Raw genomic sequence first — 17,847 nt, 5'->3', positions numbered from 1 at the left:
ATTCGCGGACGTTGTTTCTCGCAGAGAAATGTCGACCGCATTTGACGATAACGCGTGCAATGCGCTGGCACTTGGCACCGGCAAACGCTTGCTTTCATACGACTGACACAATCTGCCAGGTCGCAAATCATGCTCACCGATTGGGCGCAGCCGGTTGCCCGGATCGATGTCGGCATCCTGCCGATGCCATTTTTTTGGTGTTTGCCGCGTGAGACTCGGGCGTGAGGCAAGCGATATCGCGTGCCGGACACGCCCGGCGCAGCCCTGTCGATCGTCGCGACGCCTCAAGCGCCGATGGCCCGGGGTCGACAGACAGACCCCGGGCCCCGGATTTCCCGCCGGTGCCGGGCATCACAACCGCTGCCCGGCACCATTGGTCGATCGATACTGCGCGAACGACGTCAGAACTGGTAACCGGCACCCACCACCGCGCCGAAGTCCGAACGCGTGTTGCCCGTCACCGACGCCTTGACGACCCAGCGGTTGCTTTCCGTCACGTACGAGTACCCGGCGGCGAAACCCTGCTGGCCGTGATAGTTCGACGTCGCCGCCGAGACCATCGAGCGGCCCGCGCCCGTCGGTTGCGGCAGGCCGGCGACGGCCATTGCCGATGCCACGCCGCCGTACATGTCCTTCTTCAGGTCGTTGAACGAGTTGTACACCTGGCCGATGCGCTGGTCGGTGTAGCCCTTTGCCTGCGTCGTGGCGGTCGACAGGTTGTCGTTCAGCTGCTGCACGTTCACCGCGTCGGTCGGCGCCGTGCCGGCCGCGACGTTCGTGACCTGACGTTCGCTGCCCTTCGCACCGACCGAGAACGAATTGTCGCGATCGGCGACGGAGCCCTGGCCGACTGCCACCGCGTTCTTGCCGGTTGCGGTTGCCGTCGACCCGATCGAACCCGCATCGGCACGCGTGATCCACGTGGTGTTCGCATCGGTCGCCGCCGCGCGGATCTGGTCGTTGGCCGCCGCGTTCTTCAGCGCGTTGTTGAACTGGCCCATGTTGACCGCGTCGTTGTCCTTCACGCCCGCCGCGACGCCAGTCAGCACGCGGTCGCCCGCCGTGCCGGAGAAGTTCACGCTGGTGCCGCCGGAGTCCTTCCCGACCGTGATCGCGCCATTCGGATCCTGCTGCTGCACGAGGCCGGCCTTGCCGTTCGCGATGTTGGTGACGTTCCCCTGCAGGTTCGTGATATCGGTCGTGTTCTTCGCGACCTGCTGGTTGGTTGCGTAGAGCTGCGAGCCGTTCACCGCGTCCGTGCTGGTTGCGCTGAGCGTGCCGGCCTGCACGTTGGTGATGCGCGTGCCACCGGCGCCGCCGAGGGTGATCGAGCTCTTCGAGCTGTCGTCGTACTGCACCGCGAGCGCGCCGAGCTGGTTGAGATTCGACTGCACGCTCTTCAGCTGCTTCACGTTCACCGCGTCCGTATCGTCGGTGCCCGCGGCGACGTTCTTCAGCACGACCGCCGCATTCGTGTCGCCGCCGATGAGCGATACCGAATTCAACCGGTTGCCGTTCGCGTCGACATCGTACTTGACGACGTTCTTCACGGCCTCGCCCGCCTGATTGGACACCTGCGTGATCTGCTGTTCGAGCGACGATTTCACGCCCGACAACTGGCCGCCGTTCACCGCATCCGTGCTGCCCGCAGCGATGTTGCCGTCGGCCACGTTGGTCAGCTTCGTCGGGGCGCCACCGCGCGCCGCGTTGTATGCGCCAGCCTTCGGGTCGAACTGCAGCGCGTCCTGCTGCAGCCCGGCGATCGAGGCCGTGTTGCCGGCGATGTTCGTTTCGGCAGTGTCGATACGCGTTTCGTGATTCTGGAGCGTCGTCGTGTTGCTGCCGACGCGGGTGTCGAGGTTGGTAAGCGCGTCGCCGACATTGTTGAACGAGCCGCCACCGACTTTATAGTCCGGCGCGCTGATCGTGCCGTCCGGTTTCGCGGTCGCACCGCCGCCCAGTGCTGCCGCCGTACCGTCGGTCGCGCGGCGCAGCTGCGCGCCGTTCACCGCGTCCGTGCTGCCGGCCGCGACGTTGCCTTCCGCGACGTTGGTCAGGCGCACCGGACTCCCGCCGTTGCCGGCGCCGAGCGAAACCTGCTTCTTGCTCGCGTCGTCGTACTTCACGGCGAGCGCATCGAGCTGGCTCGTGCCGTCCTGGATCGCCGCATTCAACTGGTCGACGTTGACTGCGTCCGTGCCGTTCTTGCCGGCCGCGACATTGCCGATGCGCTGCGGACCGTTGCCGCCGTGGCTCGCATCGTAGGTGCCGAGGTTCGCGTTCCACTGGAGCGCGTCCTGCTGGAGCGCGGCGATGTTGCCCGTATTCGTCGTCACCTGGTTGCCGAGCGTCGTCACGCTGTTGCTGACAGTCGTGATCGACTGATTCAGCGTGTCGGTTGCCTTGCCGAGCTGGCCGACATTCACCGCGTCGCTCGCGGCAACGCCGTCCGCCACGTTGTGCACGCCGACCGGTGACTGTGCCCCCTTGCCGCCGAGCGTGACACCGCTGTGTGCGTCATCGTCGTACTGCACGGCATTCTTCGTCGCGTTGCCGATCTGGTTGGTGATCGACGTGCTCAGATTGCCGAGCGTCGTGCCGAGGTTGTTCGTCACGCTCGTGCTGAGCGACGACAGGCCGCCCGTCAGTTGCCCGACGTTCACGGCGTCGGTATTCGCAACACCAGCCGCGACGTTGTGCAGCGTCGTGCCGTTCGTGCCGGCGAACGTCACCGAGTCGAATCCGCTTTGGCCGTCGTACTTCACGTTACGGGCGTCGGCCGCCTGCAGGTTGGTGATATTCGTGGTCGCCGTGCTCAGCGATGCGTTGATGCCGGTGACGTTGCTCTGCAGGTTCGTGATGTTCGACGCTGCCGTCGAGATGGACGTCTGCAACGGTGCGACGGTGCCCGTCAGCTGACCGACGTTGACCGCGTCGGTATTGGCGACGCCGGCCGCGACGTTGCCGATGCGTTGCGGGCCGTTGCCGCCGTGGCTCGCATCGTACGCACCGAGGTTCGCATTCCACAGCAGCGCATCCTGCTGAAGCGCAGCGATGTTGCCCGTATTCGTCGTCACCTGGTTGCCGACATTCGTGATCGACTGATTCAGCGTGTCGGTTGCCTTGCCGAGCTGGCCGACGTTCACCGCGTCGCTCGCGGCAACGCCGTCCGCCACGTTGTGCACGCCGACCGGCGACTGTGCACCCTTGCCGCCGAGCGTGACGCCGCTGTGTGCGTCATCGTCGTACTGCACGGCGTTCTTCGTCGCGTTGCCGATCTGGTTGGTGACCGACGTGCTCAGGTTGCCGAGCGTCGTGCTGAGGTTGTTCGTCACGCTCGTGCTGAGCGACGACAGGCCACCGTTCAACTGCCCGACGTTCACCGCGTCGGTATTCGCGACACCCGCTGCGACGTTGTGCAGCGTCGTGCCGTTCGTGCCGGCGAACGTCACCGAGTCGAATCCGCTCTGGCCGTCGTACTTCACGTTGCGGGCGTCGGCCGCCTGCAGGTTGGTGATGTTGGTGGTCGCCGTACTCAGCGATGTGTTGATGCCGGTGACGTTGCTCTGCAGGTTCGTGATGTTCGACGCCGCCGTCGAGATCGACGATTGCAACGGTGCGACGGTGCCCGTCAGCTGGCCGACGTTGACCGCATCGGTATTGGCGACGCCGGCCGCGACGTTGCCGATGCGTTGCGGGCCGTTGCCGCCGTGGCTCGCATCGTACGCACCGAGGTTCGCATTCCACAGCAGCGCATCCTGCTGAAGCGCAGCGATGTTGCCCGTATTCGTCGTCACCTGGTTGCCGACATTCGTAATCGACTGATTCAGCGTGTCGGTTGCCTTGCCGAGCTGGCCGACGTTCACCGCGTCGCTCGCGGCAACGCCGTCCGCCACGTTGTGCACGCCGACCGGCGACTGTGCACCCTTGCCGCCGAGCGTGACGCCGCTGTGTGCGTCATCGTCGTACTGCACGGCGTTCTTCGTCGCGTTGCCGATCTGGTTGGTGACCGACGTGCTCAGGTTGCCGAGCGTCGTGCTGAGGTTGTTCGTCACGCTCGTGCTGAGCGACGACAGGCCACCGTTCAACTGCCCGACGTTCACCGCGTCGGTGTTCGCGACACCCGCTGCGACGTTGTGCAGCGTCGTGCCGTTCGTACCGGCGAACGTCACCGAGTCGAATCCGCTCTGGCCGTCGTACTTCACGTTGCGGGCGTCGGCCGCCTGCAGGTTGGTGATGTTGGTGGTCGCCGTGCTCAGCGATGTGTTGATGCCGGTAACGCTGGTCTGCAGGTTCGTGATGTTCGACGCTGCCGTGGAGATGGACGTCTGCAACGGTGCGACGGTGCCCTTCAACTGACCCACGTTGACCGCATCGGTGTCGGCGACGCCGGTCGCAACGCCGCCGATCTTGGTGCCGTTGCTGCCGTCGAGCGCGATCGCTGCGTGCGAATCGTCGGTGTATTTCACGACGTTCTTCGTCGCCGTCACGATGCTGGTGCTGAGGCTGTTGCCCACGTTGGTCACGCGCTGGTCGACGTTCGAGATCGTGGTCGACAGCGAATTGCCGACCGACGTCACGCGCGCGTCGACAGTGGCAATGCTCGTGCTGAGCGTGCCGTTCACGTTCTTCAGCTGCTGGACGTTGACGGCGTCCGTATCGGCCGCGCCCGCCGCGACGTTCTTGAGCTGGCGCTCCTTGCCGACCGCGCCGAACGATACCGCGCCGCCGACCGGCGCGGCGGTGCCGCCGAACACCGGCGTGCCGCCATTGTTCGCGCCGGTGCTGCCCGAGCCGATCGCCACCTGGTTGTTGTCATTCGTCTGCGCGCCCGCACCGATTGCCACGGATTGCGTGCCGCCGGCGCGCGTTTGGGTGGCCGCGTCATACGTCGCGCCGGCCGACACGCCGTCGCTCGTCGTCGGGTTGGCGCCGCCGATCGCCACCGAACGATCGCCGCTCGCCAGCGCCGAGTGGCCGAGCGCGATCGAGCTCGTGCCGTGCGCATCGGCGACGTTGCCGAGCGCCATCGAGTAGTCGCCGACCGCGGCCGACTGGCGACCGATGGCGAGCGCCGTATTACCTTGCGCGACGGCGACCGTGCCGATCGCCGTGGCCGAGTTCGCCAGCGCCTGCGCACCGACGCCGACCGCAATCGCGCCGCCGCTGGTGGTACCGCTCTTGCTGGCCGCATTCGACTGGTCGCCGATCGCGATCCCGCTGGCATTCGCCTTGGCGTTCGTTCCCATCGTGACGTTGTTGGTGCTCACCGCCGCGTAGCTCCCGCTCTTGGTCGACACGCACTGCGGGTTGGTCCCGTCGATGCACTGACCGCTCAGCGCGTTGTCCGGGTTGCCTCGATCGACGAAATTGTCCGCCTGCGCGGCGCCCGCGATCAGGACACCTGCCCCCGTGAACATGGCGGCGGCCAGCGCCGAAATCTGCTTCCTCTTCATGGTCTTCTGCTCCGTTTTTAGCGTTTGGTTTGAATACGGACTACTTACTTTTATTGAAGGCTTCAGCTGCGATTGCGATTACGACTTCAGTGCGGAACCCGATTCCCGTGCCGGCCCGAGCGTGTCGAAGGCGACACGTATCGTCCGCCCGTGGCGACGGGACGTTCGAAAGCCCGGGCACGCCGTTCGTGTTACGGCCCGTTCCGTTAATCCGGCTAATGCATTAGGAATGCATATTGGTTTGTATGGACGAATTCGCCCAGCGACTGAATCCGGAGATTCAACCCGCCGTTATGGATACCCCTGATTTGATGTCGCGCCGACCGCGACCCACCCCGCTTCTTTTATTTCATCCGCGGCAACCGGATTTTCGCCTGCACGCAACGAACCTGCGTTCGGATACACATCAATTGATGCCCCGGATCCAAATCGCACAACGTCCGTCACAACCCGCCGCGCCTTGCGTTACCTTGTGCAACCCTGCATTCAAAGTTCGGACGAATTATGAGACACGATCTAAAATTATTGAAGGCGACATTCTTTATAGATTGTAAAATTCAATATATTCAATGTGTTACATTAACATTTCCCGTCTCGCAAACGATTTACAGCCGCCGAATTTAATCGAAATGTTTTGCTGAGCGGACAAATACTTTGCTGAAGCGGATTAAAGATAAATGCCGGAAAAAGTTTTTATGCAAAATCCGCTGGACTACGTGATTGCGCATGGGACGAGAATGGGAATGGCGGAAATGGACAGAGATCCCCTCCCGTTCAACGCAGCAAGCGCACGCCTCGACGCGCATTGAAAAACCCGAAAGACGGAATGAGCCGAATTGAGTCGATGGTTCTGGTCAGAATTGAAATAACCCCCTACAATGCGGCCCGCATCGATACCGGCAGCCACACTTTTTTCAGGGGACGACGACGGTAATGCTCCGCGTCTTTACCGGAGCAGCGATCAAAACAACCCATGCCGGGTATTCCACCGACGGGTTGTGGGTCGCGTCGTTGGACGAAATCCGAATACCGATGCACTTGAGCGTCGCCATAGAGCGGCTTCCGACGATTATTTCGAACCGGGCCGGCCACCCGCAGGAACGCAGCCAGCAGCCATTCCAGAACAGGTGCACGATGCATCCATCGATCTCCGCATTGGGCGACGTCCATATCCTGATCGTCGACGATCAGCCCGACCAGCTTCGCTTGCTGATCGACATCCTGCGCGACACGGGGTGCCGGATCAGCATTGCATCCGACGGGGCGCAAGCGTGCCAGCGTGCGCAGGCGCTCATGCCGGACCTGATCCTGATGGATGTCCGCATGCCGCGCATGGACGGCTTCACCGCGTGCCGGCTGCTTGCCGCCGATCCGCAGACGTGCGCGATTCCGGTCATCTTCCTGACCGTGGCCGGTGCCTTGCACGAACGCCTCGAGGGGTTCGAAATCGGCTGCGTCGACTATGTCGTGAAGCCGTTCGAGCCGGCCGAAGTGCTTGCGCGGATTCGCGTGCAGCTCGCGCGGGCGAAGCGCGCCCGGCCCGTCGACACGGAAAGCCCGTTCGTGGCCGGCAAGGAAGACGACATCATCGTGCGCGCGGCGATCCGCCACCTCGCGCGAACGCTGAACGATCCGCCGACGGTGGAGCAACTGGCCCGCGCGGTCGGCACCCATGAAAAACGGCTGTCGCGCGCGTTTCGCGACAATCTCGGCCAGACGGTGTTCGAGTATCTGCGGCACGAGCGGCTGCGGATCGCGCAGGATCTGCTGGATTCGACGTCGCTCAGCATTGCCAGCATCGCGCAGGAAATCGGTTTTTCCACGCCGGCGAATTTCGCGACCGCATTCCGCGAACGTTTCGGCCTCACGCCGACCGAGTGGCGGCGCCAGCGCCACGCCGGCGAACGTGCCGTGCGGCGGGAACCGCAACGCGACGCTTGAGACGCGTTCCGCGCATTCACGATTACCAGTTGTATTTCGCGCTGGCCAGCACGGTTCGCTCGTTGCCGAACACGCAGACGGCGTACGACTGGCAGCCGCTGACATAGCGCCGGTCGAACAGGTTCGCGACGTTCAGCGCGAACCGCCAGTGCGACATCTCGTAATGCAGCGCCAGATCGACCAGCGTCACGCTCGGCACGGTCAGCGAATTGTCGGGCGCGCCGGCCGACGCGCTCTGGTAGCGCACGCCGCCGCCGATCCCGACGCCCGACAGCGCGCCCGTGCGCCAGGTCCAGTCGGCCCACATCGACGCCATCTGCCGTGGCAGCGGCACGGCCACCGGCCAGTGGTTCAGCGACGCGTCGTTCGCCTGCACGTTCTTGACGTCCTGATAGACATACGACGCGACGACCGACAGCTCGCGCGTGACTTTGCCGACCGCGCTCAGCTCGATCCCGCGCGAGCGCACCTTGCCGGTCTGCACGGACGTCGTGCTGGTCGGGTCGAGCTGCACCGGTGTCGGCGTCACGACGTTGGTCTGGTCGATCTGGTAGATGGCCGCACTCAGCATCAGGTTCCGGCCGGGCGGCTGCCAGCGCAGCCCGGCTTCCGTCTGCGTGCCGCGCGTAGGTTCAGGCAGGCCGCCGCCAAACATCCGCACGCCGATGACGGGATCGAACGACGTCGAATAGCTGACGTACGGCGACAGTCCGGCGTCCCCCTGATAGGTCAGGCCGACGCGCCCGGAGAACGCACTGACGTCCTGCCGTGCCTGCGTGCCGGCCGTCCGGTCGTCGAACCGCGCATTGACGAAGTCCTCGCGACCGCCGAGCGTCAGCGTCCAGCGCTTCCAGCGGATCTGGTCCTGTGCGTACACGCCGAACGCGTTCATCGCCGTGTACTGGTCGACGTGGCCGAGCGACGTCGGGCCGGAGAAGATCGCAGCCGTGACGGGCCGGTAGACGGGTTGGTACAGGTTGAGCGACGGCGCCAGCGCGAGCCACGCACTGTGGGTCGTGGTCTGCCGGTCGTATTGCAAGCCGAGCAAGAGCGTATGGTCGAGCGGCCCCGTGCCGAAGCGCGCCTGCGCGTAATGGTCGATATCGAGCCGGCTGTAGTTGAGCTGGAACAGCCCCGCGAAACGCATCATGTTGGTGGTGCTGCGGGGCACGAGGCCGTTGCCGAACACCGTCGCGTCGTCGAGCGACAGGTGCGACCAGCGCACGTCCTGGTGCAGCGACCAGATTGCATTCACGCGGTGCGCCAGCGTGTAGCCGAGCGACCACTGCTTCTTCCGGTAGTCGTTGAAGGCGGGGTCGCCCATGTAGATGTCCTGCGACAGGCGGCCGTTCGGGTTCGGCAACACCGTGCCCGACGCGGGCAGGAAGTTCGACGAAATATCGCCGCTGTCCTGCAGGAACGTCGCCGAGAGCGTCAGCGACGTGTCGGCGTTCGGCCGCCATCGGAACGACGGCGCCAGCGCGACACGCCGGTCGCCGTTCGGGCCGGTCACCGCGTTGCCGTCGCGCGCCACGCCGACGAAGCGATACGCATATCGGCCGTCCGGATCGAGCGCGTCGCCGACATCGACCATGAATTGCTTGCGCGCGTCATTGCCGATCTGCACGCCGGCTTCGCGGACGCGTTCGCCGTCGGCGAGCTTCGTGTGTGCGTCGACGATCGCGCCGGGCTCGCCCGCGCCGTACAGCACCGACGTCGGCCCGCGCAGCACGGCGATCGAGTCGATCGTGTACGGGTCGACGCGCCAGTTCGCGATCACGGCGGTGTTCGGCGCGGCCACGCCGTCGACGTACAACGTCGGCGTGAAACCGCGCAATGCCGCATACCAGTCGGTGCGGCTGTCGGCGCCGAACGTCGCGAATCCCGGCACGTAGCGCAGCGCCTGGTTCAGATCGGTCGCGCCGGTCATCTCGATCTGCTGCGCGGTCACGAGATTGATCGTTTGCGGGATCTCCGCCACCGGCGTGTCGGTCTTCGTGCCGGCCGTGGTGCGCCGCCCGACGAGCCCGCTCGACGCGCCGTCCGCCTTCCCTGTCACATCGATTTCCGGCAGCGCGGCCGCCGCCGATGCCTGCGCGTGCGCGCCGCCCGCAGCCGCCACGTACAACGCGCCCCCGGCTGCGATCGCCCTCGCGCGTCGCGCCGCCCCCGTCCCCGTTACCATCGTTCTGTGCTCCGTCGTGCTGCTGGCCGATTCGAGCCGATCGCGGCGCCACGCACCGCCGGCGCCCGCCCTGTGTTGTCGTGCTTGCGATACGGGTGGCGCGCGAGTCGGCATGCGCTGGCCCCGTGGTGCCGTTCGCGAGCGCAGCGATCATACCGGGCGAACGTGGCGCGGTCTTCAAAAAAGTGCGCACGCGGGTCAAGCCGGCATCCGGCACATGGGAGGGGTTCGGGATCGATCCCGATCGGGAATTCGACGGCGCGATCGGCCGCCTGGCGAACCTCGTCATCGATGACGTCGAGCATCCCGCAAGCTTCGCGGCAATCACGCCGGTCCGGCAGAACCTGTTTCCGTGGACGTTCCGCGATGAACTGCGCCGGGTCGAGCCGTCCTGCGTACGCTTTCACGACGATCATCGCACCGCGCCGCCCGTTCATCGAATGGCGGCTCGGCGGGGGCGTGACGGCAGTCTGGAGCGTGCCGCTGCCGTCGGCGATCCGCGGGCGGGCTGCCGCCTGCGACGCTAACCGCGCACGCGCCGCATCCTGAGCGTCGCCGAAGGCGATTCCCCGAACGCCCGCTTGTACTCGATCGCGAACCGCCCGAGGTGCGCGAAGCCCCATTTCAGCGCGATGTCCGTCACCGATGCGAGCCCCGGCGACGCGTCGGCCAGCAGTTCCTCGCGCACATGTTGCAGCCGCAACTGTCGCACGAAGCCCATTGGCGTGATCCCGTGGCGATGGCGAAAGCCGGCGAACAGCGTGCTCGGGCTGACGCCGGCGAGTTCGGCGAGCCGTTCGATCGTCAGCGGCTCGTCGAGATGCGCGCGGATGTAGTCCTCGACGCGCCGCACGTAGAACGGCGCGAGCGCCACCGGCAGGTGCCGCGTGCCGTTGCGCGCGCTGTTCGGGTGGCCATGCAGCAGCAGGTTGAGTAGCGTCGATTCGAGCTGCTCGAAGGCGAGCGGGTGACGCAGCGGATGCGCGTCCGTCGCAATCGCGCCGGCGAGGATCGGCAGCATCTGCGCCAGGCACGTCCCCTGCGACGATGACAGGCTGAATTCCGGTTCGAATTCGACCGGCGCGCGCCGGTCGTCGCCGAAATGCCGCTGCGCGTGGCGCTCCATCACTTCGCGCTCGATGCGCAGGATGACTTGCGGGCACGCATCGCCCCAGCGCATCTTCAGCGACAGCGTCGGCGAGATCAACGACGCGGTGCCCGGCGACGACACGAAACGCGCCGCGCCGCACTCGATCTCCGCGTCACCGCGCAGCGGGATCTGCAACAGGAAGAAATGTTCGAGCGGCCCGGGCTCGATGCTGACGCCGCCGCCGTAATCGAGCAGGTTCAACGACAGGTTGCCCCAGCGCGCATGATGCATGCAGCTGCGCAGCGCGCGCGATTCGCCGGTCGGCGTGAGCCGGTGCGGCTTGAATACGTCGGCGACGCGAGCGCGAACCTCGTCGACATCGTTGGACTGCAGCAGCAGGTTGTCGTGATTGAAACAGGCGGCGTCGGCCAGCCAGCCTGTTTCGGAAAATTGCGCCATCGATGTTCTCCCGTCATGCTCGATTGCACTCGCGCCGTGCATGCGTTCCCGGTATGGGGGCATCCGCCGCACGATCCGGATAGCGCCCGGAGTATCCGGACAGTCCGGCCGCCAAAGCACGCAAGTCCCGCGCAAACGACGCAAGAAGCGGACCGTTCGCGCATCGTAGAAAACTGTGCGGGACTTCCGCATCCGCACATACCCGCAGTTGGCCGTGCGCCTGCCCACGCGCGGCGGCCGGACCGTCAGGTTTCCGGAATTCGCGGATACCGGCCGAAGAAAGCGGATAGAAGTGCCCATTTCGTCCGCCAATACTGGGCTCGTCGCAGCAATGAAACGAATGGAGGGACACATGAAAGGACGTCACATCGAGATTCCGTCGCCGGATGGCCGCACGTTTCGCGCGTATCTGAGCACGCCGGCCGGCGGCACGGGGCCGGGCATCGTGCTGTGCCACGAGATCTTCGGCGCGAACGCGACGATGCGTGAGGTGGTCGACTACTACGCGGAGGAAGGCTATACGGTGCTCGTGCCCGACCTGTTCTGGCGCCAGGCGCCGGGCATCGAGCTCGGCTACACAGCCACCGAGGTGGAACGCGCGATGGCCCTTTACCGCGAATACGACGAGAACAAGGGCGTCGAGGACGTCGGTGCCGCGCTTGACGCACTCAAGCAGTTGCCGGCATGCACGGGCGAAGCCGGTGTGCTCGGCTACTGCCTCGGCGGCAAGCTCGCGTATCTCGCCGCGTGCCGGCTGCCCGACGTGGCCGCGGCGGTCAGCTACTACGGCGTGGGCATCGAACACGCGCTGGACGAGGCGGCGCACCTGCGCGGCCGGCTCGTGCTGCAGATTGCGGGGCAGGACCGCTTCTGCCCGCCCGATGCGCAGCAGCGCATTGCCGAAGCGCTGTCCGGGCGCGACGGCGTCGACGTGTACGTGTATCCGGGTGTCGATCATGCGTTCGCGCGCGTCGGCGGCGATCATTACGATCCGGCCGCCGCGGTGATGGCCCACCAGCGCGCGATCGCCGCGTTCCGTGCCGCGCTCGGCCCGCATTACGACCTGTCCACGCTGTGGGAAGCGCATCTCAAGCACGAATTCGACACGCGCAACGTCGACGCGACGATGGCGACGATGGTCGCCGAGCCCTACGTCAACCATATTCCGACGCTGACGGGCGGCGTCGGCTACGACGAGCTCAAGCGCTTCTACACGCATCACTTCGTGCATGCGAATCCGCCCGACACGTCGATCACGCCGATCTCGCGCACGATCGGCGCGAGCCAGATCGTCGACGAACTGCTGTTCTGCTTCACGCACACCACCGAGATCGACTGGATGCTGCCGGGTGTCGCGCCGACCGGCAAGCGCGTCGAGATTCCGCTCGTCGCGATCGTCAAGTTTCGCGGCGACAAGCTCTATCACGAGCACATCTACTGGGACCAGGCCAGCGTGCTCGTACAGATCGGGCTGCTCGATCCGGACGGCCTGCCGGTCGCGGGCGTCGAAACGGCCCGCAAGCTGCTCGACGTAACCGTGCCGTCGAACGGCCTGATGCGCCGCTGGCAGGACAGCGCGCCGCCGACGGATGCGCATTGACGCGTCCCTTCCGTCACACAACCATTTTCGGAGACACCCCATGACTGCCCTTGCTGGCAAAGTCGCGATCGTCACCGGCGGCGCCACGCTGATCGGCGCCGCGGTCGCGCAGGACCTGAGCCGCGCCGGTGCGTGCGTCGCGATCCTCGATCTCGATGCGCAGAACGGCGCGCGCGTCGCCGATTCGCTCGGCGAACGGGCGATGTTCGTCGCGCTCGACATCACCGACGATCGTGCGATCGAGCGTGCGATATCGGCCATCGTCGAACGGTTCGGTGCGATCGACGTGCTCGTCAACCTCGCGTGCAGCTACGTCGACAACGGCATCCAGGCGACCCGCAACGACTGGCTCGCCGCGATGGACGTCAACGTCGTGTCGGCGGCGATGCTCGCCAAGGCCGTGCATCCGCACATGATCCGGCGCGGCGGCGGCGCGATCGTGAACTTCAGCTCGATCTCGGCCCAGTGCGCGCAGACCGGCCGCTGGCTGTACCCGACGTCGAAGGCGGCGATCCGCCAGCTCACGCGCAGCATGGCGATGGATCTCGCGCCCGATCGCATTCGCGTCAACTCGGTGTCGCCGGGATGGACGTGGTCGCGCGTGATGGACGAGCTGACGCACGGCGACCGGGCGAAGACCGATCGCGTCGCCGCGCCGTTCCACCTGCTCGGCCGCGTCGGCGATCCGTCCGAGGTCGCGCAGGTCGTGACGTTCCTGTGCAGCGACGCGGCGAGCTTCGTCACGGGCGCCGACTACGCGGTGGACGGCGGCTATTCCGCGATGGGCCCCGAACAGGCGGTGCCGGCCATTCCGCGTCTCGCGGAATAACCCATCGTCGCCACCGCTTCCCGCACTATCAGCCAGCCGGCATCCGGCCAACCAAGGACATTTCCATGAGACGCATCGCTATCGTCGGCGCCGGCCAGTCCGGCCTGCAACTCGCCTTCGCCCTGCTCGACCAGGGCTACCACGTCACGCTCGCGACCAATCGCGACGCCGAACAGATCCGCACCGGCAAGGTCATGTCGAGCCAGTGCATGTTCCACACGTCATTGCAGATCGAGCGCGACCTCGACCTGAACACGTGGGAGGAAGCGTGCCCGTCCGTCGAAGGAATCGGCATCGCGGTGCCGCATCCGGACGGCAACGGTCGCAAGGCGATCGACTGGTCGTCGCGGCTGACCCGTTATGCGCAGTCGGTCGACCAGCGCGTGAAAATGGCCGACTGGCTCGATGGCGTGCGGCGCCGTGGCGCCGACGTGCGCATTGCCGACATCGGCGTGCCCGAGCTCGAGGAACTGGCACGCAGCCATGACCTCGTGCTGCTCGCGGCCGGCAAGGGCGAGATCGTCAACCTGCTCGGCCGCGACGACGCGCGCAGTGCGTTCGACCGCCCGCAACGCGCGCTGGCCCTCACCTATGTAAAAGGGATGACGCCGAGCCAGCCGTATTCGCGGGTGCGCTTCAACCTGCTGCCCGGCATCGGCGAGTATTTCGTGTTCCCCGCGCTGACCACGTCGGGCCCGTGTGAAATCATGGTGTTCGAAGGCATTCCGGGCGGCCCGCTCGACTGCTGGGCCGACGTGAAGACGCCCGAGCAGCATCTGGACCGCAGCCTGTCGTTCCTGCAGCACTACGTGCCGTGGGAATTCGAGCGCTGCCGCGACGTCGAGCTCACCGATTCGAACGGCACGCTGGCCGGACGTTTCGCGCCGACGGTGCGCAAGCCGTTCTTCCGCCTGCCGTCGGGCCGCACGGTGTTCGGGATGGCCGATGCGGTGGTCGTCAACGATCCGATCACCGGCCAGGGATCGAACAATGCCGCGAAATGCGCGAAGGCCTATTTCGACGCGATCGTCGCGCGCGATGCCGCACCGTTCGGCGAAGACTGGATGCAGCAGACGTTCGAAGGCTACTGGGCCTATGCGCAGCATGTCGTGCGCTGGACCAACTCGCTGCTCACCCCGCCGCCGCCGCACATCCTCGAACTGCTCGGCGCGGCCGGTCAGTTGCCCTCGCTCGCCGCGGCGATCGTCGACGGCTTCGACGATCCGCGCCGGTTCTCGCCGTGGTGGTTCGAGCCGTCGGCCTGCGCGGCGATGATCCGCGAACACAGCCTGCGTGCGGAGTAACCGCCATGGAAACGACCGCCACCGATCGCCCGGCCCTCGACCCGATGCAATTGCGCGCCGCGTTCGGGCAATTCCCGACCGGCGTGACCGTGATCACCACGTGCGCGGCCGACGGACGCAAGGTGGGCCTCACCGCCAATTCGTTCTCGTCGCTGTCGCTCGATCCGCCGCTCGTGCTGTGGAGCCTGCGCAAGCTCGCGCCGAGCCGCCCGGATTTCGTCGCGGCTACCCATTTCGCGATCAACATCCTCGCGCACGACCAGATCGAGCTATCGCGCCGTTTCGCGACACCCAGCGCCGACAAGTTCGACGGCGTACTGCACGTCGATTCGCAGGCGGGCGGCGTGCCCTGCCTCGACGGCGCGAGTGCGCGCTTCGTGTGCCGCAACGTCGGCCACTACGAAGGTGGCGATCACCTGCTCTTCATCGGCCACATCGAACAGTTCGACGCGTTCGGCAAAGCCCCGCTGGTGTTCCATGCCGGTCAGTATCGCGCGATCGCCGATCATCCCGATCTTTTGCGCACCATTTGATTAGTTATGCAAATAAACATAAAGGAGGTGGTGAACATGACATTCGGCTCTCGCCTGCTCGTCGTCGCAGGCCTCACGATTGCCGGCATGGCCGCAAGCGCGCCGGCCAGCGCGGCCGACCTGCCGGCGGTCAACCTCGGCATGACCAGCTTCCTCGACGGCATGCCGCCGGCCGGCTCCGGCTGGTACGGCACGCAGTACCTGCAGTACTACACGGCCGGCCGCGTCAACGACAATGCGGGCAACAAGGTCGGGCTGCCGAAGCAGGACATCGACCTGTTCGCGGGGCTGAGCCAGCTCGTCTATCAGTCGCCGCTGACGTTCGCGGGCATGCATCCCGGCCTCGACGTGATCCTGCCGTGGATCGCGTCCGCGCGGACCGACGACGGCATCGGCAACGTCGCGCTGAATGCGCGTGCCGGCTTCGGCGACCTGCTGATCGGCCCGTTCATCCAGTTCGACCCGGTGATGGGCGCACAGGGCCCGCGCTTCGCGCAGCGCGTGGAATTCCAGTTCATCGCGCCGACCGGCGCCTACGATCCGTCTCGCGCGATCAACCCCGGCAGCCATTTCTGGTCGTTCGATCCGTACTGGGCGGCGACGCTATGGCTCACGCCCAAGTGGACCGTGTCGTGGCGGCTGCATTATTTGTGGAACGCGACCAACCATCAGCCGGCCACGTCGCTCGGCCCGGACGTGACGTCGACGCAGGCCGGGCAGGCCATCCACGCGAACTTCGCGACCGAGTATGAAGTGCGCCCCGGCCTGCGGCTGGGGCTCAACGGCTACTGGCTGCGGCAGACCACCGACATGAAGGAAAACGGGCAGGACGTGCCGGGCACGCGCGAGGCCGTGTTCGCGATCGGCCCGGGGGCCATGGTTAGCTTCTCGCCGCACGATCATCTGATGTTCAACGCGTACTTCGAGACCTATGCGCGGAACCGGCCGCAAGGCACGCGGATGGTGCTGCGGTACGTGCATCACTTTCAGTGACGGCCGCGACCGGGTGAACGCGCCCGATCGCTATCGTCAGACGAAAAATGCGGACTGCAGGCATGCGCGCGCCTGTCCTATAGTTTTGGAGAAGGCAACGCAGGCAATACGTCACGACCACGGAGGGTCCGCGCCATGGCGACTTCAGCAACCTCCCGGTTTTTGTCGAACGTATCGCGGCGGCTGGTGCGCGGCATGGTTGCCGTCGCACCGGCCGTGGTCATCGGCCTCGCCGTTTCCGCGTGCGGCGGCGACAGTTCGCCGGCCTCGAGCACGCCCGCGTTCGCGAACGCGGCGCGCCCGCAGATCAATGCGCTGCTCGCGGACACGCTGACGCCCGGTGCGGTCGTCTATGTGCAATCGCCGCAGGGCAACTGGCTCGAATCGTTCGGCACGGCCGTGCGAGGCACGAATACGCCGATCCCGACGAATGCGCACTTTCGCGTCGGCAGCGTGACGAAGACCTGGACCGGCACGGTGATCCTGCAACTCGTCCAGGAAGGCCGGCTGAGTCTCGGCGACACCGTCAGCAAGTTCGTCCCGAACGTGCCCAACGGCAACACGATCACGATCGAACAGTTGCTGACGATGCGTAGCGGCCTCTACAACTATTCGACGAATCTCGCGTTCAACCAGACGCTCGATGCGCAGCCGGACATGGTCTGGACCACGTCCGATTTGCTGGGCATCGCCGAAGGCCAGCCGGTCTATTTCCCGCCCGGCACGGATTTTCGCTACTCGAATACGAACACGATACTGCTGGGGCTCATCATCGAGCAACTGACCGGCATGAGCGCGGCCGATGCGATGAACGCGCGCCTGTTTGCGCCGCTCGGCCTGGCCAATACCTTGCTCCCGCCGCAGCAGGATACGTCGCTGCCGGCACCGGCACCGCAGGGCTATCAATGGGGCACCAATGCCGAAACGACCGACAGCGACGCGCTGTCGCCCCAGCGCCAGGCTGATGCGAAAAGCGGCGCGCTGCAACCGACGAACGTGACCAGCGTCAATACGTCGTGGGCGTGGACGGCCGGCTCCGGTATTTCAACCGTCACGGAACTGGCCGCCTACGTGCAGCGGATGGTCGGCGGCGGCTACCTGAACGCCGACCTGCAGGCGCAACGGCTCGCCAGTTGCACGCCGATCGATGCGACCGACCCGATGTCGGCGAGCTACTGCCTGGGCCTGGCCAAGTTCGGCACGTTCTACGGACATACGGGCGAGATACCCGGCTTCAACACCTTCATGGGCTACGACCCGGTCACGCAAACGACGATCGTCACGTGGTCGAACACGGCTGCCGCGCCCGATGGACGCGCACCGGCCAACGAAATCGCGCGGATCATCATGGGGGAACTCAGCAAGGCGGCCGAGGTGCCGAGCGAAGGTCGGCCGTGATGGGGTGAAGGGGAATTTCGCGACCGTGCATGAGGTGCGCCGCTGAACGATCGCTCTCC

At 65.9% G+C, this 17,847-nt stretch carries 12 protein-coding genes; 8 read left to right on the top strand and 4 right to left on the bottom strand.

Translation table 11 applies throughout. The annotated features are described in order from the left end of the window. Positions 1-401: 401 nt before the first annotated feature. Both ACN8ZM_RS22200 and ACN8ZM_RS22195 read right to left on the bottom strand, forming a co-directional pair. Positions 402-5,456: a YadA-like family protein gene (locus ACN8ZM_RS22200; protein WP_420212393.1), complete on the bottom strand. Its 5,055-nt coding sequence runs from the start codon at positions 5,454-5,456 to the stop codon at positions 402-404. A gap of 873 nt (positions 5,457-6,329) precedes the next feature. After that, a complete protein-coding gene (locus ACN8ZM_RS22195; RefSeq protein ID WP_143331128.1) occupies positions 6,330-6,596 on the bottom strand; it encodes a hypothetical protein in 267 nt (88 codons plus the stop codon). Between ACN8ZM_RS22195 and ACN8ZM_RS22190 the strand changes: the two genes are divergently transcribed. Next, entirely contained in the window at positions 6,591-7,397 is an 807-nt protein-coding gene (locus ACN8ZM_RS22190; RefSeq protein ID WP_043183789.1) for a response regulator, read from the top strand. The two genes, ACN8ZM_RS22195 and ACN8ZM_RS22190, sit on opposite strands and share 6 nt — an antisense overlap. A gap of 22 nt (positions 7,398-7,419) precedes the next feature. On the opposite strand, the gene ACN8ZM_RS22185 is transcribed toward ACN8ZM_RS22190, so the two are convergent. Beyond that, positions 7,420-9,582 (bottom strand): TonB-dependent siderophore receptor, encoded by a 2,163-nt coding sequence (locus tag ACN8ZM_RS22185; RefSeq protein ID WP_420212392.1) that lies wholly within the window; start codon positions 9,580-9,582, stop codon positions 7,420-7,422. A 125-nt stretch (positions 9,583-9,707) separates the two neighbouring features. On the opposite strand from ACN8ZM_RS22185, the gene ACN8ZM_RS22180 reads away from it, so the two are divergent. After that, on the top strand, positions 9,708-10,109 hold the full coding sequence (locus tag ACN8ZM_RS22180; protein WP_420212391.1) for a hypothetical protein: 402 nt from the start codon (positions 9,708-9,710) through the stop codon (positions 10,107-10,109). Here the strand turns inward: ACN8ZM_RS22180 and ACN8ZM_RS22175 are convergent. Next, positions 10,106-11,131, bottom strand: a complete 1,026-nt coding sequence (locus ACN8ZM_RS22175; protein WP_043183791.1) for an AraC family transcriptional regulator — start codon at positions 11,129-11,131, stop codon at positions 10,106-10,108. The genes ACN8ZM_RS22180 and ACN8ZM_RS22175 overlap by 4 nt on opposite strands. A 352-nt stretch (positions 11,132-11,483) precedes the next feature. On the opposite strand from ACN8ZM_RS22175, the gene ACN8ZM_RS22170 reads away from it, so the two are divergent. The 6 genes from ACN8ZM_RS22170 (at position 11,484) to ACN8ZM_RS22145 (ending at position 17,788) form a co-directional block, all read left to right on the top strand. After that, positions 11,484-12,731: a dienelactone hydrolase family protein gene (locus ACN8ZM_RS22170; protein WP_420212390.1), complete on the top strand. Its 1,248-nt coding sequence runs from the start codon at positions 11,484-11,486 to the stop codon at positions 12,729-12,731. Positions 12,732-12,771: 40 nt separating this feature from the next. Further along, positions 12,772-13,560, top strand: a complete 789-nt coding sequence (locus ACN8ZM_RS22165; RefSeq protein ID WP_420212389.1) for an SDR family oxidoreductase — start codon at positions 12,772-12,774, stop codon at positions 13,558-13,560. A gap of 65 nt (positions 13,561-13,625) precedes the next feature. Then, the gene (locus tag ACN8ZM_RS22160) at positions 13,626-14,864 is read left to right on the top strand and encodes a styrene monooxygenase/indole monooxygenase family protein (RefSeq protein ID WP_420212388.1); all 1,239 of its coding nucleotides are present in this window, start codon (positions 13,626-13,628) and stop codon (positions 14,862-14,864) included. Between the two features lie 5 nt (positions 14,865-14,869). Further along, entirely contained in the window at positions 14,870-15,397 is a 528-nt protein-coding gene (locus ACN8ZM_RS22155) for a flavin reductase family protein (RefSeq protein WP_420212387.1), read from the top strand. Positions 15,398-15,433: 36 nt separating this feature from the next. After that, a complete protein-coding gene (locus tag ACN8ZM_RS22150; protein WP_043183951.1) occupies positions 15,434-16,390 on the top strand; it encodes a SphA family protein in 957 nt (318 codons plus the stop codon). A gap of 135 nt (positions 16,391-16,525) precedes the next feature. Beyond that, on the top strand, positions 16,526-17,788 hold the full coding sequence (locus ACN8ZM_RS22145; RefSeq protein ID WP_420212386.1) for a serine hydrolase domain-containing protein: 1,263 nt from the start codon (positions 16,526-16,528) through the stop codon (positions 17,786-17,788). The last annotated feature ends 59 nt before the right edge of the window (positions 17,789-17,847 follow it).

The sequence above is a fragment of the Burkholderia aenigmatica genome (assembly GCF_048627025.1).
GTDB classification, from domain to species: Bacteria; Pseudomonadota; Gammaproteobacteria; order Burkholderiales; family Burkholderiaceae; genus Burkholderia; species Burkholderia aenigmatica.
This window is presented reverse-complemented; position numbering and strand designations above follow the sequence as displayed.